11 protein-coding genes are annotated in these 19,923 nt (G+C 56.1%); 8 read left to right on the top strand and 3 right to left on the bottom strand.

Translation table 11 applies throughout. From position 1 onward, the window contains the following. The first annotated feature begins 130 nt into the window (after positions 1-130). From CHB83_RS13595 to CHB83_RS13575, 5 genes are all read left to right on the top strand, one after another. Positions 131-1,333, top strand: coding sequence for an MFS transporter (locus CHB83_RS13595; protein ID WP_089333022.1), 1,203 nt, complete (start codon positions 131-133; stop codon positions 1,331-1,333). Between the two features lie 153 nt (positions 1,334-1,486). Next, positions 1,487-3,523: a hypothetical protein gene (locus CHB83_RS13590; protein WP_143437136.1), complete on the top strand. Its 2,037-nt coding sequence runs from the start codon at positions 1,487-1,489 to the stop codon at positions 3,521-3,523. 166 nt (positions 3,524-3,689) lie between these two features. After that, a complete protein-coding gene (locus tag CHB83_RS13585) occupies positions 3,690-5,744 on the top strand; it encodes a DUF3857 domain-containing protein (protein ID WP_089333020.1) in 2,055 nt (684 codons plus the stop codon). Then, the gene (locus CHB83_RS13580) at positions 5,741-7,693 is read left to right on the top strand and encodes a DUF3857 domain-containing protein (protein ID WP_089333019.1); all 1,953 of its coding nucleotides are present in this window, start codon (positions 5,741-5,743) and stop codon (positions 7,691-7,693) included. Before CHB83_RS13585 ends, CHB83_RS13580 begins: the two co-directional genes overlap by 4 nt. Positions 7,694-7,912: 219 nt before the next feature. Then, the gene (locus CHB83_RS13575) at positions 7,913-11,500 is read left to right on the top strand and encodes a reprolysin-like metallopeptidase (protein WP_089333018.1); all 3,588 of its coding nucleotides are present in this window, start codon (positions 7,913-7,915) and stop codon (positions 11,498-11,500) included. Between the two features lie 107 nt (positions 11,501-11,607). Here CHB83_RS13575 and CHB83_RS13570 read toward each other — a convergent pair whose 3' ends face one another. From CHB83_RS13570 to CHB83_RS13560, 3 genes are all read right to left on the bottom strand, one after another. After that, complete coding sequence (locus CHB83_RS13570) at positions 11,608-13,704, bottom strand: ComEA family DNA-binding protein (protein ID WP_089333017.1); 2,097 nt, start codon at positions 13,702-13,704, stop codon at positions 11,608-11,610. Further along, positions 13,701-14,612 carry a hypothetical protein gene (locus CHB83_RS13565; protein ID WP_143437135.1) on the bottom strand — a complete coding sequence of 304 codons (912 nt, stop codon included), beginning with the start codon at positions 14,610-14,612 and terminating at the stop codon, positions 13,701-13,703. Before CHB83_RS13565 ends, CHB83_RS13570 begins: the two co-directional genes overlap by 4 nt. Before the next feature lie 277 nt (positions 14,613-14,889). Beyond that, on the bottom strand, positions 14,890-17,190 hold the full coding sequence (locus CHB83_RS13560; protein ID WP_089333016.1) for a S46 family peptidase: 2,301 nt from the start codon (positions 17,188-17,190) through the stop codon (positions 14,890-14,892). Positions 17,191-17,357: 167 nt separating this feature from the next. Between CHB83_RS13560 and yidD the strand changes: the two genes are divergently transcribed. The 3 genes from yidD (at position 17,358) to fbaA (ending at position 19,891) form a co-directional block, all read left to right on the top strand. Further along, entirely contained in the window at positions 17,358-17,579 is a 222-nt protein-coding gene (gene yidD / locus CHB83_RS13555; protein ID WP_089333015.1) for a membrane protein insertion efficiency factor YidD, read from the top strand. 165 nt (positions 17,580-17,744) lie between these two features. Further along, positions 17,745-18,629 (top strand): hypothetical protein, encoded by an 885-nt coding sequence (locus CHB83_RS13550; RefSeq protein ID WP_052695184.1) that lies wholly within the window; start codon positions 17,745-17,747, stop codon positions 18,627-18,629. A 173-nt stretch (positions 18,630-18,802) separates the two neighbouring features. After that, positions 18,803-19,891, top strand: a complete 1,089-nt coding sequence (gene fbaA / locus CHB83_RS13545; protein WP_045688380.1) for a class II fructose-bisphosphate aldolase — start codon at positions 18,803-18,805, stop codon at positions 19,889-19,891. Positions 19,892-19,923: the final 32 nt, after the last annotated feature.

Genomic DNA, 19,923 nt, shown 5'->3' with positions numbered 1-19,923 from the left:
TTTTCTTTTCCGGGGCAAACTAGCTGCCTATCAGGTGTAAGGGGGAAGCGGGGCCCCGTACCGGGTTCAACGCAGAAATACGCCTAGCATACCGCCTGCCTGGGTACGCTACCCTACCTTTGCGGCCGAAATGTCTGCTACCTCTTCTTCACCCCGAGTATATACCGTCGGCTTCTGGCTGATGTGCTTGTCGTCGTTCCTGTTTTTCATGAGCTTCAACATGCTCCTGCCGGAGTTGCCAGACTACCTTACCCGGCTAGGTGGTGGCGACTACAAAGGATTAATTATTGCCTTGTTCACCCTCACAGCCGCTATTTCCCGGCCATTTAGCGGTAAGCTGGCCGATACGGTAGGCCGCATTCCAGTAATGGTGTTTGGCTCCTTGGTTTGTTTCGTGTGTGGCTTCTTTTACCCCTGGACCAGCACCGTAGCGGCATTTCTGGGGCTGCGGCTGCTGCACGGGTTCAGCACGGGCTTCAAGCCTACGGGCACAGCGGCATTCATTGCTGACATCATACCAGCCGACAAACGTGGGGAAGCAATGGGCTTACTTGGCGTAGCGGGCACCCTAGGCATGGCCTTTGGGCCGTCCATTGGGCCCCGCATCACGGCAGCTACGTCCCTCAACACGCTGTTCTATCTTTCGTCGGGGCTGGCCCTGCTGAGCCTGCTTGTTCAAGGCACCATGACGGAAACCTTACCGCAAGCCCAGCGGCAGCGGTTCACTTGGTCCTTGCTGCGCATACACTGGTCCGAGGTGCTGGACCCGCAGGTATTCCAGCCGGCTCTAGTCACGCTGCTGTGCCTGTTCCCTTTTGGTGCCATCTTAACCGTCACCCCCGATCAGAGTCAAGCCCTAGGTCTCGGCCCGGCCAATAAAGGCTTATTCCTTACCTACTATACCGTAGCCTCCCTTGCCATCCGCTTGGTGGCCGGCCGTGCTTCCGATACCTACGGTCGGGTGCCCGTACTGCGAGTCTCTAGCGCCGTCATGGCTATTTCCTTGGGGTTGCTTGCGTTGGCTGGTTCTTCCGTTACGCTGTTTCTGAGCGCAGCAGTTCTATTTGGGCTGGGTTCGGGCCTCAACTCTCCCACCCTCTACGCCTGGACTATTGACCGCAGCCATCCTGAGCGACGAGGCCGCGGCGTAGCAACCATGTATATTGCCCTTGAAGTAGGTATTGGGCTGGGTGCTGTACTGGCCGGCTGGTTGTTCAGCAATACGCCTGCCCATTTGCCTTACGTGCACGGCCTCAGCATGGCGTGCACCCTAGGAGCGCTAGTTTATCTGCTCGTGGGTGTGCGGGAAAAGCAAGCCGTACCAGCGCAGTAGTGCCTGAGCAGTTTGAGTACTCCTTTTGCTAGAATAAGGAGCAAGAATATGCGTTGTTCTATACCATAATCCCTTATCTTTATCCAGGTTTTTGCGCCGATGCAAGGCGCGCACTGTTATTAAAAACGTCCTATTTGCGTGTTATCTACTCCAATGAAAGTGGCCACTCTGTGGTCGTGTGCGCTCCTGTCTGGGCTTCTGCTCAATTCTACTCGTTCTATAGCGCAAGACATCCCAATACACCTCGGTAGCTTCTCGGCAAAAGAGCTTCCAAGCGCTCCTGCAGACACTACAGCACCAGCCGAAGTACTCTGCGACTTCGGGCAGTCAAAGATTGAGGGTGGCATGGATGGCTTTGTGGTGCGTTTTGACCGAATTACGCGGGTACACATTTTGCGCCGCACGGGATACGAGTGGGCTACCGTAAAAGTGCCACTGTATCACCGCGATGGTCAGCAGGAAAAACTACAACAGCTAAAAGGATTTACCTATAACCTGGTAGGAGGCGAATGGAAGAAGGAACCGCTGAAGACCGACGCTGTATTCTCGCGCAAACTCACGGCCAACGTTGATGAATATGCCTTCACCCTCCCCAATGTGCGTGAGGGCTCAGTAATAGAGTTTTCCTACGCTATACTATCCAACTTCGTCTTTAATCTGCAAGACTGGCAATTCCAGCAAGAAATTCCGGTGCGGTGGAGCGAGTACCGTACCACGGTTCCTTCCTTTTTCCGCTACAAGGAAATTTCTCGTTCCTACCTCCCGTTTGCCGTCAACGAGACTACAACGCCTTTTTACCGAACCAGCTACCGCTCCAAAACAAGTGACGGCCATGGCGGGTACTCCGCTGGCGCCAGTGATAAGGTATACAACATTTCTACCCAGGCAGTAGCCCGGCGCTGGGTACTGAAAGATGCACCCGCTTTCCGGGAGGAGCCTTTCCTCACAACACCGCGCGACTATCTCAGCCGGGTGGACTTTGAGCTCGAACGCATTCAGTTTCCAGATCAAGAGCCCCAGTTTGTAGTAGGCACCTGGGAACAGATTGAAAAAAACTTACTGAAGGACGAAGAGTTTGGGGGATTTCTGGAGCGTGCTACCCCGTTGACGTCTGGTGCTGCAGCCTTGGCTACGCTGCACGCGAACGATTTGCCAGCACGTGCCGATGCCGTCCGTACCTTGGTTATGCAAGCAGTGGGGTATGATGGCACCAATACGCTTTACGCCGAACACTCCGCTAAAAAGCTACTAGAGTTGCGGCATGGTACGGCTGGCGAGGTAAACCTACTGCTGGTGCGCACTCTTCGCGATGCGGGCCTTACGGCCAACCCTCTTTTACTCAGCACGCGTGCCCACGGGCGCATTCAGACGGACTTACCAGTCGTGAGCCAGTTCAACTACGTGGTAGCCCACGTGACCCTGCCCGATGGGAAAGAGTTGCTGCTGGATGCCACTGAGCCCCTGCTACCCTTTACTCTGCTACCAGAGCGCTGCCTCAATAACCAAGGGCGCTTGCTTAGCACCACGGGCCGCTGGGTACCGCTTACAACTACCCAAACGCATTTGGTATATACCGCCGCCGACTTCACCTTGGACGCACGCAGTACCATAAGTGGCACCATTCGTCAGGAATACGCGGGCTATGCGGCGCCATCGGCACGGAGTACGGCCCGCGAGTCGGAGCATGCCTTGCGCAAGCAATGGCAGAGCACCCACCCAGACTGGACGGTGGAGCGAGCGGATGTGGCAGGCACCAATGAGTTGGGCAAGCCGTTAGTAGTTACATTTACAACTCGGCTTGCGGGGGCAGAAGAGGCCGTTGCTACGATGTACGTACGGCCGCTACAACACCTGGGCCCAGGTGCGTCGCCCTTCCGCCACGATGAGCGCCTGTTTCCCGTGGATTTACCGAGCAGCCGCCGCTTAGAATATTCGGTAAAGCTGCATTTACCTACCGGCTACAGCGCTACTTCGTTGCCCACTAGTGCGCTGATCAACCTCCCCAATGACGGTGGCAGGTTCCTATATAGTGTCAGCCAACTGTCGCCCGAGACCTTACAAATCACGGCTCGCTTGGCTCTCAACAAAACGCAGTATTCCCCCAACGAATACGTAGCCTTGCGAGAACTCTACGCCAGAGCCCTCGCCAAAATGGCTGAGCCCCTGGTTCTCACCAAACAGACCAAGTAGCGCTCAGCCTTTTATAGAATACCTCGCTGGTGCCTACGTAGCTACGCGCTGCACACTAAGCTTCAGCCAGCCTATTTACTCAGCTAATTTACTGTGGCACAGTAGCAATAGTCATACTGCCGAGTATCTTAAAGAGCCGAACCTGCTACCTCTATAATTTTTCTATATGATCAAAAACATACCCTCTCGCCTGGTACTAACAGGCCTGCTTTTGGGGGTGGCCACTACTGCGGCACGAGCCCAAGCTCCCGACCCCATCAAGTTCGGTAAGATTGACGAGAAAGATCTTTCAGAAGCCAATTTTGTAGCCGACAGCGCTGCAGAAGCCGTTGTGCTGTGCGATTACGGCCGCTCACGCTTTGATGTCGGCTCCGATGATTTCAAGGTGGTGTTTGAACGCGTAGCTCGCATCAAGATCCTTAAAAAAAGTGGCTACGACCATGCAACGATAAGTGTACCGCTGTACCATAAGAATGGTAAGGAGGAAAAGCTAACCAACCTGCGCGGCCTCACCTATAACGTAGTGAATGGTCAGGTAGTGAAGGACAAGTTGGAAGGCGATGCCATCTTTAAAGAGGAAAGTGGCCCCAATTGGACCGTGCGCAAGTTCACGCTCCCCAACGTCCGGAAGGGCTCCGTTATCGAGTTTACCTACACCGTCAACTCCGACTTCATATTCAACTTTCAGGACTGGACCTTTCAGTCGGACATTCCGGTGCGGTGGAGCGAGTACCGCGCAAGTATTCCAGAATACTTTGACTACAAAATGCTGCTCCAGGGCTACGAACCCCTCGCGGTGCAAGAGCGCACGGAGGGTATGGGCCAGTACAGTGTGCGCTGGGCTCCTACCATCACGCCAGGCTTAAATGGCGGCCGCGAATCAGGTGGATCGGCTTCGCTTACTCCCCGGGTTACAAACTACCGGTGGGCCATGAAAGATGTAGTGCCCTTGCGCGAGGAACCTTACATGACTACTACCGCCGATTACGTATCGCACATTGACTTCGAACTGGCTGGCATAACACGGCCAGGTCAGCCATATAAGTCCGTAATTGACAGCTGGGAGAAGATTAACAGTGAGCTAATTCAGGACGAGAATTTTGGCGGCCAACTAAGCAAAGGCTCCTTCTTGAAGGCCGAAATGGCCACTCTCAAAACCAAGTATCCTGACCCAGCCGCGCGAGCCGCGGCCGTGCACCAGTTTGTGCGCCAGGCGGTGAAATACAATGGCCGGGCTGGTGTCTACAGTTCGGTACCGATCCGCCGCGTATATGAACAAAAGACGGGCACGGCTGCCGATGTGAACTTGCTCCTTATTGCGCTACTGCGCGAAGCCGGCCTAACGGCCCATCCCGTGCTGCTGAGCACGCGCGACCATGGCCGGGCCAACGAGATGCTGCCCCTGCTGAGCAATTTCAACTATGTGGTGGGCATGGTGACCCTAGGGGAAAACCAGGAGCTGTACGTAGATGCTACTGAAGAGCTAGCTCCGTGCGGTATGCTTCCGTACCGGTGCCTGAATGGTCAGGGCCGCTTGGTCACGGCCAAGGACGCCGATGCACGCTGGGTGCCGCTGGCGTCGGCGTCTAAACGACAGCAGATGTACCGCCAAATACAGCTTGTGTTAGACGAGAAAGGTGGCATAGCGGGCACGGTACGCCAAGAGTATGGGGGTTACCGGGCGCTTAGCCAGCGTGATAGACTGCGCACCCTAGGCGAGAAAAAGTACATAGAAGAGTTGCTAGCTGATCATGATGGCTGGAGCATTCCGAAATACACGTTTCAGCAGCGCGACGCTTTGCACCAGCCTCTACTGCTGGAATATGAGTTTACGTCGGCCGGCGCTGAAGCGCCGGCAAGCACGCTCTACATCAACCCGATGCGGCAGTTCGGCATGGACAAAAACCCCTTCTTGCACGAGGACCGTCGTTTCCCAGTAGACTTTGGTGCCCTGCTCGATGAAACCGTGATTATGAACATCACCGTGCCTACGGGCTACGAACTAGAGGAAACACCAAAATCAGGCATCGTAGACTTGCCCAATGGCGGGGGCCGCTTCCTATATAGCGTGCAGCCCACGCCGGGCAAAATTCAGATTACCAGCCGTCTCAACCTTCTCAAGCCGGTGTACTCGGCAGAGGAATATGTTTACCTACGTGAGTTCTTCAATCAACTACTTACCAAGCAGGGTGAGCAGTTGGTACTAAAGAAAAAATCATGAGCCTGTTCTTTTCTAAGCTACAGAGAGTTGTTCTGGTTGCGGGGGTAGCGTTTCCCAGCTTCGCACTGGCTGGCGCGGGCACACCACAGTACCCCGTGGCGGCCCTGCCTTCTTCGCTGCGCGAGAATGCGCACGCCGTTGTCCGTCGTCAAGACGAAAGCTTGGCAGTAAAATCGGTGGGACGCACGGTAGAAACCACCCGCCGCGCCGTAACGGTGCTAGATGAGGCTGGTTCGCAGTGGGCTACGGAAGTAGTGTACTACGACAAGCTGAATACGATTACGTATTTCCGCGGCACCGTGTACGATGAGGCAGGTCGGGTAGTGCGCCAACTTCGTACGGCGGATATTCACGATATAAGCCTTTCCGACGGGTTTAGCCTTGCTACTGATGCCCGCGGCCGCACCGCCGACCTGCGTCAGCCGAGCTATCCTTATACGGTGGAGTTTGAATACGAAGTGGTTTCCGACAACCCGTTGTTTTACTCCACGTGGCGTCCTCAGCCGGCAGAGCAACTGGCAGTAGAGGAGGCCACGTTTCGCGTTCTGACCCCAACAAGCCTGCCCTTGCGCTTCCAAGAGCGTCATCTTCCTAGTGATGGGGCCTTGGTCCGCAGTAAGCAGGGGGCTCTTGATGTGTTTCAATGGCAGGTACGCAACCTGGCCGCTATTGAGGACGAGGCAGACTCCCCCCCGGTTTCGGAACTGGCTCCTATGGTTCTCACTGCCCCCACCGAGTTTGAGGTGGAAGGGTATCATGGGCGTCTTTCCTCCTGGCAAGACTTGAGTAAATGGACCTATGACCTCAATGCCGGCCGCGACGTGCTGCCGCCAGCCATCCAAGCTCAAATGGCGGCGTTGGGGCGGGGCGAGAAGGACGAACGCGCCCGCATTCGCAAGGTGTACGAATACCTACAAGCCAACACGCGCTACATTTCTATTCAGCTTGGCATTGGTGGGTGGCAAACGTTCCCGGCTAGCTCAGTGGCTGCTAATGGCTACGGCGACTGCAAAGCGTTGACTAACTACTGCAAAGCGCTGCTGCAAGCAGCCGGCGTGACGTCCTATGCCGCCCTGGTGCGCGCCGGGTCTACTGCCCAGGATATTCGAACGGATTTCCCAAGCTCCCAATTCAACCACGTAGTGCTGTGCGTGCCACTGACCAGCACCCGCCCCGACACCGTATGGCTGGAGTGCACGGACCAAACTAACCCGTTTGGCTACATGAGCAGCTTCACGGGCAACCGGCACGCCCTGCTGCTGCTACCCCAAGGCGGACGCTTAGTAGCCACCCCGCGCTACGGCGCTGCGGAAAACCGGCGGGAGCGCCGCGCTGATGTGCACTTTGATTTGCAAGGAAATGCCACGGCAAGCATTCGTACCCGCCACACCGGCTTGGAGTTCGACGCTATTGCAGGCCTGACGGGCTTGGCCCCATCGGAGCAGAAAAAGCGCCTCGGCGACCGGCTACCCTTACCAAGCTTCACTATCACGAAGTTTAGTTTGACACCCGATGAATCAGGAGCGGTTCCGGTTCTTACCGAGAACCTGACGCTTGCCGTTCCTGCCTTGGCTCCGCCCAATGGCAAGCGCGTATTTATAACTCCTAATTTGCTGTGCCGCACCTCCGCCCCGCGTGCCACGGTAGGCGAGCGGCGCACGGATATCTGGTTGTCGCATGCCTACACGTATACCGATACGGTACGCTTGCACATTCCCGCAGGGTTTCGGCCGGAGCAGCTGCCAGCGCCCGTGAAGCTTGCCACTCCCTTCGGTGACTACCTGAGCCAAGTGCAGGTGATGCCCGACGGCAACATCTTGTACATACGGCGCCTGCTGATGCCTAATACCCGCTTCTCACGCACTGACTACCCAGCGTATCTAGATTTCCGCCGCCGAGTTAGCGCCGCTGACAAAGCACAAGTGGTACTTGTAAAAACGGAAGCGTAAGCTTTACTACCCTTATCAAACACGCGAAGTCCGGGTGCCTATAGGCGCCCGGACTTCGCGTGTTAAGGCACCGCTGCTTTTGCAAAAAAGGGCTTTAACGAATTGTTACAAAGCAAAAACCGCATGACGCCCGCCTGAAGTAGCAGGCAAAAATCATACATTAGAGGCGCTCATCACCGCAGCTGTCTATTATCCCTCTTTTCTACCTTCTTGCCCTTTATGCTCAAAGTTTCTATGCTGTTCCACCGCGCATGGCAGGTGGTGCCGCTGGGGGTAGTATTGCTTGCGGTAGGCGCTCCACAGGGGGCGTCGGCCCAACGTGTACTATGGGCTGATGCCCCAGTTTCTACGGCTGCCCGCCAAGCGGCGCTGCCGGTTCTTTCACACTATCGGCCCGTAACGGTACAGCTTCAGAATGTGCGTTCTGCGCTAAGCACGGCTCCAAGCGCTACCAACCTACGCGCTCGTACTTCAACTACGGTAGTCTCTTTACCCTTGCCCGACGGCACTTCCCAGCGCTTCCGCGTGGTGCAAGTACCCGTGATGGCGCCGGAGTTGGCCGCACGCTACCCCAACATCCGGACGTATGCGGCCCAAGGTATTGATGACCCCACCGCTACCGCTCGCCTTGATGTTAGCTCGGCTGGCTTTCACGCCATGATTCTCACGGCTAACAAGACGGTATACATTGACCCCGCCCAGCGCGGAGGTGCCACTGACGGCTTGCACCTAGTGTTTGAGCGTCAGGCTATGAACCGCACGGCTATTCCTTTTGTGTGTAACACGCCGGATTCCCCCGCCCTGCCTACGACGACGCCCCTAGCAAATCGTCAGAATGTAGCCAACGGCACTACCCTCCGGACGTATCGGCTGGCGCTGGCTTGCACTGGAGAATATGCTGCCTACTATGGTGGCACCAAAGAGGGCGCTTTGGCTGGCATGGTAGCTTCGCTGAACCGCGTAAACGGCATCTACGAAAAGGAGCTTGCCGTGCGCATGGTGTTGGTACCCAAGAACGACACGCTCATTTACTTGGATGGTGCCACCGACCCCTACACGAATGATAATGGGGAGTCCATGCTAAACCAAAACCAGACCACGGTAGATGCGCGCATTGGCAATGCCAACTACGACATCGGCCACGTGTTTAGCACTGGCGGCGGGGGTATTGCGCAAAAGCCCTCCGTGTGCATTTCGGGCAAAGCGCGGGGCGTAACGGGCTCGGGTGCACCGCGCAACGATGCCTTCGACGTAGACTACGTAGCGCACGAAATAGGTCACCAGTTCGGGGCTGACCATACCTTTAACAGTGTGACAAGTAGCTGTGGCGGGGGCAACCGAGCGGGGGCATCGGCCTACGAGCCGGGCTCAGGTACTACTATCATGGCCTACGCAGGCATTTGCGGGGCCGACAATACGCAGGCTAACTCGGACCCATACTTTCACTCGCGCAGCTTCGACCAGATTGTGGCCCACATCACCGGAGCCGGCAACTGTGCTGTGAGTACCGCCACCAACAATACGCCCCCGGTAGTAAATGCTGGTAGCGACTACGCTATTCCAATCAGTACCCCTTTTACCCTTACGGGCTCGGCAACTGACGCAAATGGTGATGCCCTGACGTACTCTTGGGAGCAGTACAACCTGGGGCCCGAAGGTGCGCCTAATTCTCCTTCAGGCAATGCACCCTTGTTCCGTGTTTTCGCGCCGGTGAGCAGCCCTTCCCGTACTTTCCCGCGCCTAAGCGATATCATCAACAATACCCAAACGAGAGGGGAGCTTTTACCTTCTTATGGCCGGACGCTGACGTTCCGCTTAGTGACCCGCGACAACCGCGTTGGTGGCGGTGGGGTAGACTACGATGCGGCCAACGTAACGGTAGTAGGCACAGCGGGCCCGTTTGTTGTAACTGCACCGAACACGGCTACCACGTGGTTAGGGGGAGCTCCGCAATCGGTGACGTGGGATGTAGCCAATACTACGGCCGCTCCTATCAATGCTGCCAATGTGGATATTCTGCTTTCTACCGATGGCGGCCTTACTTACCCTACCACGCTGCTAGCTGGCACGCCGAATGATGGTTGTGAAAGCATAACGCTGCCCACCGGTATTGCCAACACATCCACGGCGCGGATTCGGGTGCAAGCTTCCGGAGGAATCTTCTTCGACATTTCGAATGCGAACTTCTCGATTCTGACGCCTACGGCTCCTACCTTCTATCTTGCCCAAACCTGCACCTCTACCCCACTTATTTTCTGCGCGGGTACTGCATCTGGCACCGTGCCCTTGTCAGTAGGATCTTTGCTGGGCTTCACGGGCAACGTGGCACTATCGGCTTCTGGTCTACCCACTGACGCTACCATTACGTTCAGCAACGCGACCGTAGCGTCTGGCAGTGCTACCACGTACACAATTAACACGACTACTGCTACCCCGGCTGGCGTGTATACCATCACCCTCACGGGTACGAGCGGCAGCATTACGCAAAGCCAGCAGGTGCGGTTCCAGGTACTGCCCATTGTGTCGCAGGCCACGGCAGTAAGCGTACCCACATTTTCTGGGCGTACCATTTTACGCCCTACCATTAGCTGGGCTCCCGTTCCCAATGCATCTAGCTATGATGTGCAAGTAGCAACTGATGCAAATTTCTCTACTCTGGTCTTTAGCCAAAGCGGCGTAACGGGTACTTCCCTAACCCTTAGCACTGGCTTGCAATCTAACACTACTTACTTTGTGCGGGTACGTGGCGTGGGTATCTGTGGGGCGGCGCCATATTCCGCTACCGTGCAGTTCCAAACCGGGCAGCAAACTTGCCAAACTATTGCGGCTACTACCGTACCGCGTACTATCTCGGCGGGCTCCGCCAACACAGTAACTTCTACCCTTACGGTCACTACCGCTGAGCGAGTGTCCGACATCCGAATTCGGAACTTAGCTATTACCCATCCCAACGTAGGCGAGCTGGAAGTTTCCCTCACAAACCCAGCTGGCACGCGCGTGGTCCTGTTCTCTCGCTTGTGCAATGGCACGTCTAACCTGAGCCTGTCGTTTGACGACGCGGCCACGGCGGCCCTAGCCTGTCCGCTCCCAGCGGGCGGTACGGTGCGTCCCGCAAATCCCCTTAGCACCTTCCTCAATAGTGCTTCCAACGGTACCTGGACGCTGACCATTACTGATAACAACGCTGGCAACGACGGCACCCTTACCGGTTGGTCACTGGAGTTGTGCACAGTGCCCGAAGCCCCTACCGCACCTACTTCGCTTACCACAACAGCGCCAATAGCAGTGGGCAACAATTCGGCAAACCTTGAAGTGCTGTGGCTAGATAACTCGGCCAACGAAACGGGCTTCGAGCTAGAACGCTCCACGAACAACGGTACCTATACCCGCATTGCTACCCTCGGTGCCAATACTGTTTTTTATGAGGACCAAGTAAGAACCAATGCGCGATACTGCTACCGTGTGCGTGCAGTGAATGCCGTAGGTAGCTCAGCCTACAGCAACGAGAGTTGCCAGACGGTTTCGACCATTACGGCTACGCAAAATGCGGCTCTGCTACAAGGAGTGGAAGTGTTTCCTAACCCCAGTACTGGCATTTTCAGGGTACAAATAGCCAATGCACAACGCGGCCCTATTACGCTGCGCATTACGGATGCTCTGGGCCGTACTGTTAGCTCTACAACCCTAACCAAAGGGGCGGCAGCGCTCCAACATACGCTTGACCTAAGCAGCCTCAGCACGGGTGTATACAACCTGCATTTCGACATGCCCGATGGCCTAACGGTGATGCGACTGCTCAAGCAATAACTAGCCTAGGCAACCACTAGAAAGGCGGCTTCCGATGTGGAAGCCGCCTTTTTCAATATAAGACCAGCACTTATTTCGCCTCGCTCGTAGTGGCTGCCTGCTTCGACTTAGAACCGGTAGCGAAGCTGCGCTTTTACCTCAGATCGGCGAGGTCCTTGAATTTGTTCTAACCCTGAGCCAACAGTAGCTTGGTGGCGGTAGTGCGTTTCGGCGTAACGTAGCCACAGCGTTAGGTGGCGGGTTAGGTCAAGTTGGGTAAGGAGGTAGGCGCGAGTACCACGTCCCGCCAAAGCCGGAACGGAGAAGGCATACAGCACATCCTGCTCAAATACATACTGGCGCGTATCATAATCATCCGTATCGAACAGGGCATAGCGAGCTGATACGCGCACGCGTGCCATTGGCACTACCGTAATATCTTGGGCTAGCACGTAGCCCCGCCGTTGCGGGCCGGCATCTTCTTGGTAGTGGGTGCCCTGTACCCGCGTGCGCAAGCTCAGGACTGGGGTGGGGCTGGCATCATAAAATACAAGCAAGCTGCGACGTTGGGCAGGTACGGGCAGCGGGTCAGGACGTAGCGTATCGGCATCATACGCCTTGGTCCGCTGGCGCAGTTGAGCATACAGCAGGCTTGTTTTCGTGGGAGTGAACGTAACGCGCACCAGCCAGTCGTGACCAGCCGAGGGGGCTCCTACCTGGTACCTCAGCCACGGAAACGCAAACCGGTCGTAGTAGGCCGACACTTCCCAGCGCGGTGCGGGTCGGAGTTTCACGCCCAAATACAGCCCCTTCTCGTTAATGTTGCGCGAGTTTTCGCTCAGAGCATTTCCGTAAAGGGTATGGAAGTTACGAGCGTAGTTGCGGTAGAGCACAGATGCGTCTATAGCCGGGGTGAGACTAGCTAGCAAGCCATTTACGGTACCAATACCGCTACTACGCGCTGTTTCGCCGAATAGCAGGAGATTGCGCCATACGTAGCTGTAGTGCGCACTTAACGCCAGGTTATGGTCGCCGCGCAGTTCATACGCATTATACGGCTCGGGGCGGCGTAGTAGCGGCCTATCAAAGTGCGTATCTACGGCCGTGATACCCGCCGTTAAGTCGCCACTGCGGCTGGCGTAGCTGAGGTTTCCACCTAGCACGGTTTCGCGCAAGGCCTGCCGGTCAGCAAGTTCCGAAGGAGTACGATGAAAGCCCGTCAGCAATAGTCCCGAGGTGAACTCATTAAATTCCGCCAATGAATCCTGGGTTTGCGCCAGGTTAGCATCCACGCGCTTTCGCGATACAAAAGCGGTAGCCCGCACCGTAGGGGTTACGGCTACGGTAGCAGCTGCACCACGGAAAAACGTATTCTCCAACACCGACGAGTACGGCCGCACACCCACCGAACTACGCCGCAGAGTGGTAATCGTTTCGGCTCCCTTCCCTACCGCCAGTCCCGACGAAAGTAGCAGGCCCTGCCCAAATTGCAGTTGGTAGTCGCCAAGTGCTAGTGCCTTCAGGCGCCCACGCTCCTGCACCAGAAAGTGCGCCGAATAAAAATCGGCGCCATAACGGCGGGAAGCGGGGCTCCACGTGAAAGCCTCGCCGGCATCTTTTTCAGCCGTAACACCCAAGCTGAAGTCCTTCGCGCGGCTCACGCGGTAGCGCAAAAGCAGCTTGTCGGGCGAGCCAAGGTAGCGGGTAGCCGGGCGTCCGCCGCGCACGGTATCTGGGGGAGCATAGCCAGGGCGGTCCTGCAGCACCCGCTCGTAACGCAAAAACAGCGCAGCGTTGTCGCCTTTTAATACACGCTGCCAGAGCGGCCCGCGCCCGGCGCTGGGGTCGGCCTGTACCGTTACGAAAGGCGCTACCCGATAAATAGTGCGCACGTCGAAGCCCTCAATGGTTTGCAGCTCATAGAGGCTAAGCAGAGCTCCGTTTTTCTGGCGATGGTCAAGCAGGTGCGTTATCTGGCTTTCACTAAGTAGCAGCAGGCCGCGCAGGTCTTCGCGGGCTGCAGTATTTAGGTTGAGTGGGGTTTGGTAGTATTGAAGGAGGGTTTCGTAGAGGTCTTCGTAAGGAACCTGGTCACTCTGAATTTCAGCGAATAGCTCCTGGGTTAGTCGGTCCAGATCGGGTACTGTCGGCCGGGTATACTCCTGCCCTTGAGCTCCGTGCACCATTGCTCCGAGTAGCAGAGCACCTAGCAACAACTGCCTCATGGTTGCGCAGGCTTGTTCCAAGTGAGGGCCACGCTTACCTGCTGGCTAAGCCCCAGCTTCTCATGCCAAGCTGCGGCGTAATCTATCTGCAGGGTTTTGGTGTGAAAGCCAGCGCCACCCGTTGTCTGGTGGGTGAGCGAGGCAATGCCACCCCGTAATGCTAACGCAGCTACCGGATGGTATTCTAGTCCAGCGCGGAAATCCGCGTCCTGCTCTACATCCTTTTCCGTCTCAGCTAGTAGCAGCACCTTTTCCGATGGCCGCCAAGCCAACGCGGCCCGCAGCACCGTGGGCACTCGTTCGTCTTGGTAAGGCGCCAGCCGAGCTTGGTTGAAATTGTAGAGGTAGGCCCCAAAGACAAGCTTCTTTGGAATGATATCAGCCTGGCCGCCCAACGAGGCTGCCATCACGCGCCGGCTACCTAGTCCTTCTATACTCACTTGGAGCACTTCCATCCGTGCTCCTACCCGCACTGTACCCAACCGGTAGCCGTAGCCCACCCCTACCCGCTGCTCCGAATATAGCTTGCCGCCAAACCGTTCGGCCGTAACTCCTACCACACCGTACCGAGGAGCCTCGGCGGCAGCTACCGCAGCGGGCACTCCAGATACTGGCGCTACTGGTGCTCCTGACCGATACCCTAATGGTAGCGAGCCTGCAACCGCCACGGTATTTAGAGAAGGTAGCAGGAACCGATTGGCTGCTGCAAAGCCTATAGTTGGGCGCGCCACACTCCCAAGCGCCGCCGGATTGTTAGCACTAGCCCATACATCGTCTTCCAGCACCGCCGTTACTTGCCCCAAACTCGCCGCACGGGCACCCCATACTCCTGCTCCGTTGCCCTGTGCTACCACACGATGCGCTCCTAACCCAGCAAAAAAGAGTAGCAACGCGTATTTTTGTATCATACACTTGTATAAGTAGTTGTAGTGCTGGAAAATAGACACTAAGATCGAATTGTACAATATCCCTTGGTTTCATCCCATAAAAAAGCTCTAACCCTAGTTAGTATCGAGGCTTTTCGCCCTAGTAATAGATAATTGACTATTCCACCACTAGCCGCGTGGTGGCACCAGGGAGGTATGCAGACGCACTACATACAAACCTAGTACCACAAGGAATAATGCTACAAAACAGCCCCGGCACCGCAAGGTGCCGGGGCTGTTCAGTTAGTCAACTATCATTCTACAGCATAGCAGCGTCTTTCTTACGCTTGATTTTAGTTTTACCGCCTTTCTCGGTTTTTACCTTCATCTTCTCTATGTCACTCATGTCGGCGGCAGCACCGGCTGCGGTGGCTGCCCCTACGCCGGGGTTAGGACCATTGTTCTGTAGGGTCATTTCATCTACCAGATGCTTGGCACCGCCCATTTTTTCAACGCACCAGAGCACGTAGCGAATATCCACGTTGATGCAGCGCTTTAGCTCTGGGTCATAGGCAAGGTCGCCAGTCATGGCTTCCCAGTTGCCGTCGAAGGCCAAACCAATAAGCTCCCCACGCCCATTAATAACGGGCGAGCCAGAGTTGCCCCCCGTGATATCGTTGTCGGTGATGAAGGCCACGGGTAGGTTGCCGTTTTTGTCAGCAAAGCGGCCATAGTCTTTCATCTTCAACAGCTCCAGCTCTTTTTGCGGCACCACAAACTCGGGGTTGGTAGGGTCTTCTTTCTCCAAGATGCCCTGCGCAGTTGTTTTATAGTCATACGCCACTGCATCGCGGCCTTTGTAGGGGCGCACAGTACCATAACTCAAGCGAATGGTAGAGTTGGCATCGGGCGAGTAAACTTTGTCGGTATTTTTCTCGCGCAAAGCAGCCACGTAAAGACGGTTGGCCCGCACTAACCCGGCTTGCATGTTCTGAAGCTTGGGCACCGTGTTCTGCACGTAGTTCGAGTACACCGACTGGTAGGTCTTGTAGGCAGGATCGGCTTCTAGCTTTGCAGCCGTAGGAGCCGCCAGGAAAGCATTGACTTTGGCCTCTGAGGTCAGGAAGGAATTACTGAACACGTAGTCAGCATACTTTTGCATAGAGCCCCCGTACTGCTTTTGCACGGTCTGAAATACTTCGGGCTGCTGATCCTTCGATACGTCCTGCATATAGAGGCCCATTAGAGCCGCGAATACCTTTTTGTCCGTGGAAGCGCTGTAGTCTTTGAAGTACTCCGCTACCGGCTCCTTTAGGTCCGCTACGGCTTTATCAATAGCGGCCTTATCGGTAGGCGAGGCTTTCAGCGCACTTGCCAGCGGCATCATGCGGGCAGCCAGGGTAATAATTTCCGTGCCGAAGGCTGCTTCGTTTACGTATTGGGTGCCCAGGTTATACTGGCGCAAACCAGCATAGCTCTGTTTGATGGTGTTGAGCGCATCGCCGTACCGCTGCTGGCGGGCGGGGTCTTGCGAAATCCACTGAGCAAGGGCCGCTTCTTCAGCTTTCTTAGCATCCACGGTCTTGAGGCGCTTCATGCCTTCATTCTGCCCAATATAGTATTTCCAGTAGTTCGCAATGTTGGCGTACTTCGACGCGTACTTCAGCCGCAACGCGGGGTCCTGATCCATATCTTCCTTCCACAACTTAAGGCGCGTATCACGCAGCTTGATGCGGGCGGGGTTGGTTTGGTCGAGGGTCATTTGCAAGCCAGCAGCGGGCATAAACCGCTGGGTACGGCCCGGAAAGCCAAATACCATGGCAAAGTCGCCCTCACTTACGCCTTGCAGGGCTACGGGTAGGTGCTTCTTGGGTACGTATGGCACGTTGCCCGCCTGGGGCCCCGAGGTGGGCTGGTTGTTCTTGTCGGCGTACACCCGGAACATGGAGAAGTCGCCGGTGTGGCGAGGCCACATCCAGTTGTCGGTGTCGCCCCCAAACTTGCCTACGGCTTCGGGGGGGGCACCTACCAAACGCACATCGCCGAAGCGCTGGTAAATGAACAGGTAGTACTCATTGCCCCCAAACATGTCGCGCACGTAGGCCACATACTTGCCGTTTTCTTTGGCATTGTCGGCCAGCTCCCGCTGGCGCTGCTGCACAATGGCCATGCGCTCGGCCTCGGGCGTAGCAGGCGTAATGCTTTCCAGCACCTTGCTAGTTACGTCTTCCATGCGCACAAGAATATCCACGAACAACCCAGGGTTCTGCTTTTCCTCGGCGCGGGAAGCAGCGTAGAACCCATTTTGCAGGATGTTGTTTTGGGGAGTACTATGGCTCTGAATAGCGTCGTAGCCGCAGTGGTGGTTGGTGAGCAGCAAGCCCTGGCTGCTTACAAATTCGCCGGTGCAGAAGCCGCCCAGCTGCACGACGGCATCCTTTAAGGAGGCATTGTTAACACTATAAATTTCTTCGGCCGTCAGCTTAAGGCCTTTCTTTTTCATGTCGGCCTCGTTTAGGCGCTTCACGAAAAGGGGCAACCACATTCCCTCATCGGCGCGGGCCGCCAAGGGGAGTAGTAGCGTCAGCAAAAGGACCGCGGCCCAGTGGTTGTTACGCATAAGATGGGTGGGTAATATGGGTGAAAATCTAGGCGCAAAGGTACGCAGCCAGGCCTTGCGGTTGCACCTCCCCTCTGGTTTGCAGCACTACCATTCACCAGCACAATCCTTTGTCCGAAGCTGCCTAGCGCATAGTCGGGTTATCTTTTCCGATCTTTGTTTTCACCATGTCTTACCTCTTCCGCCAGTTCTTGCTGGGCTTGCTCTGGATATACCGACACCTGATTTCGCCGCTCACGCCGGCCAGCTGCCGCTATACCCCTACCTGTTCAGCTTACGCCGTAGAGGCCGTCACGAAGTACGGCCCTTGGCGGGGCGGGCACCTGGCGCTACGCCGCATTAGCCGCTGCCATCCGTGGGGCGGCCATGGGCATGACCCTGTGCCGTAGTGGGCTTGGGCACCCAGCTAACGTAGTGCCTCGGCCCCTAGTCGGCTTCGGACGGCAAACTACTATTTTCACCATCGCCCTACCCCCTTCTCCCGTATAAGGCTCGTGTTTGCTGCTGTAGCTATGAGCTGCGGCAGCTTTTTTTTCAGTTAGCTACTGCTGCATATGCGCATTCTATTCTTTGCTGTCGCTTTGGCGGGCACGCTGCTTGGCAGCTGTTCCGAGGCTCAAACCCAACATTCGGAAGACAAGCAAAAGCAGGAAAAATCGGGCAAGAAGAAGGGAAAGAAAGGCAAGGATGGCGCCGACATCCCCAATCTTACCAAGGTAGGGACGCTCAGTGGCGTTCCTGAAAGCTCTGGCCTCGCACTCACGGGCCAAGCTGGCACCTTCTTTACGCACGGCGACGATGGTACGCAGCCTATTATCTATAAGGTAAGCACAACTGGTAAGACGCTGGCCCAGCTAGATATTCCAGTAAAAAGCCACGACTGGGAAAGCATAACCCGCGACCAGAGCGGCAACATCTATATCGGTGATGTAGGGAACAACAACAACGACCGGCGCGACCTGGTGCTCTACCGCCTGAACCCGGAGAACGTGAGCGTGGTGCAGGAGATTCACCTGAAGTACCCAGACCAGCGCGACTTTCCACCGAGTAAGGAGGAGCGTAATTTCGACTGTGAAGCCACCCTCTGGCACGACGGCAAAGTATATTTATTTACGAAGGACCGGGCCCAGGAACAAACCAGCAAAGTATATAGCGTACCCGACCGGCCTGGCACGTACACGGCTCAGCAGGTAACTAGCATTGCCATTCCCGGCCAAGTGACGGATGCCGCACTCAGCCCCAATGGTCGTCGGCTGGTGCTGCTGGCCCGCCAGGAAATGTTCGTGCTGGAAGGCAATAGCTTCGCTGAAATCCTGAAAGCAACACCCCGGCAGATTTCACTGAAAGGTGCGGGGCAAACCGAAGGGGCCGTTTTTACCGACAATAACACGCTTTACATCAGCAGTGAGCAGGGGTCGTTGTACACCTACACCTTCTAGCCACCCGGTATTCTGTACCATCAGGGCCTAATCATGGTGGGCACGTAGCAGGAGCTTTTGCTCAGGTTGCGTGTTATTACTGTGGATGGGCCCTGTTCTTTTCCTACCTTCACCCCCACTAGAACCCTAACCTGGCGCGGCACCCTACTGCTCGCGCCCTGCAATACCTACGTATGGCTGACCTAACCACTCTCACCGGCCTGCGCGCCGGCGTGCTGCACGGCGACGAAGTGCAGCAGCTCTTCGAACACGCTAAGGCCAACGGCTATGCCCTGCCTGCCGTGAACGTAACGGGCACCGACACGGTAAACGCCGTGCTGGAAGCCGCTCGTGACCTGAACTCCCCGGTGATTATCCAGTTTTCGAACGGCGGCGCCCAGTTTTTCGCTGGCAAAGGCCTGCCCAACGACAAGCAGCAGGCTAGCATTGCTGGCGGTATCTCGGGTGCTCACCATGTGCACCTGATGGCCGAAGCCTACGGCGTACCCGTAATTCTGCATACGGACCACGCTGCCAAGAAGCTTCTCCCCTGGATTGACGGCCTCCTGGAAGCTGGCGAGAAGTTCTACGCTGAGCACGGCCAGCCCCTCTACAGCTCGCACATGCTCGACTTGTCGGAAGAGCCGATTGAGGAGAACATCGAAATCTGCAAGGAATACCTAGAGCGCATGGCCAAAATCGGCATGACGCTGGAAATTGAGCTGGGCGTAACCGGCGGCGAGGAAGACGGCGTGGATAACTCCGACGTAGATTCTTCCAAGCTCTACACCCAGCCCTCAGAAGTGGCCTACGCCTATGAAGAACTGAGCAAGGTAAGCCACCGCTTCACCATTGCGGCTGCTTTTGGCAACGTGCACGGTGTATACAAGCCCGGCAATGTAAAGCTGCAGCCCGTTATCCTGAAAAACTCTCAGGACTTCGTGAAGGAGAAGTTTGTGCTGGAAGCTGAGCGCCCCGTGAACTTCGTGTTCCACGGTGGTTCGGGCTCCTCGCAGGAGGAAATCCGCGAGGCTATTGGCTACGGTGCCATCAAGATGAACATTGACACGGACTTGCAGTGGGCATTTTGGGACGGTATCAAGAACTACTACCAGAAGAACGAAGGCTTCCTGCAAAGCCAAATTGGCAACCCCACTGGGGAAGACTCCCCGAACAAGAAATACTACGACCCGCGCGTGTGGCTGCGTGAAGGCGAAAAAACCTTCGTAACCCGCCTCAAGCAGGCTTTCGAAGATCTAAACGCTGTGAATCGTCGCCCCTAGTTTTTGCTAGAGCTGCCATAGAAAAAGCCCCG

Source organism: Hymenobacter mucosus (genome assembly GCF_900188255.1).
Lineage (GTDB): Bacteria > Bacteroidota > Bacteroidia > Cytophagales > Hymenobacteraceae > Hymenobacter > Hymenobacter mucosus.
This window is presented reverse-complemented; position numbering and strand designations above follow the sequence as displayed.

What these genes read in the sequence shown, in the direction of transcription:
- CHB83_RS13585 (WP_089333020.1), top strand. Translation starts at nt 3,690, where the DNA reads ATGATCAAAAACATACCCTCTCGCCTGGTACTAACAGGCCTGCTTTTG.
- CHB83_RS13580 (WP_089333019.1), top strand. Translation starts at nt 5,741, where the DNA reads ATGAGCCTGTTCTTTTCTAAGCTACAGAGAGTTGTTCTGGTTGCGGGG.
- CHB83_RS13565 (WP_143437135.1), bottom strand. Translation starts at nt 14,612, where the DNA reads ATGATACAAAAATACGCGTTGCTACTCTTTTTTGCTGGGTTAGGAGCG.
- CHB83_RS13550 (WP_052695184.1), top strand. Translation starts at nt 17,745, where the DNA reads ATGCGCATTCTATTCTTTGCTGTCGCTTTGGCGGGCACGCTGCTTGGC.
- fbaA (WP_045688380.1), top strand. Translation starts at nt 18,803, where the DNA reads ATGGCTGACCTAACCACTCTCACCGGCCTGCGCGCCGGCGTGCTGCAC.
- CHB83_RS13570 (WP_089333017.1), bottom strand. Translation starts at nt 13,704, where the DNA reads ATGAGGCAGTTGTTGCTAGGTGCTCTGCTACTCGGAGCAATGGTGCAC.
- CHB83_RS13590 (WP_143437136.1), top strand. Translation starts at nt 1,487, where the DNA reads ATGAAAGTGGCCACTCTGTGGTCGTGTGCGCTCCTGTCTGGGCTTCTG.
- CHB83_RS13560 (WP_089333016.1), bottom strand. Translation starts at nt 17,190, where the DNA reads ATGCGTAACAACCACTGGGCCGCGGTCCTTTTGCTGACGCTACTACTC.
- yidD (WP_089333015.1), top strand. Translation starts at nt 17,358, where the DNA reads ATGTCTTACCTCTTCCGCCAGTTCTTGCTGGGCTTGCTCTGGATATAC.
- CHB83_RS13595 (WP_089333022.1), top strand. Translation starts at nt 131, where the DNA reads ATGTCTGCTACCTCTTCTTCACCCCGAGTATATACCGTCGGCTTCTGG.
- CHB83_RS13575 (WP_089333018.1), top strand. Translation starts at nt 7,913, where the DNA reads ATGCTCAAAGTTTCTATGCTGTTCCACCGCGCATGGCAGGTGGTGCCG.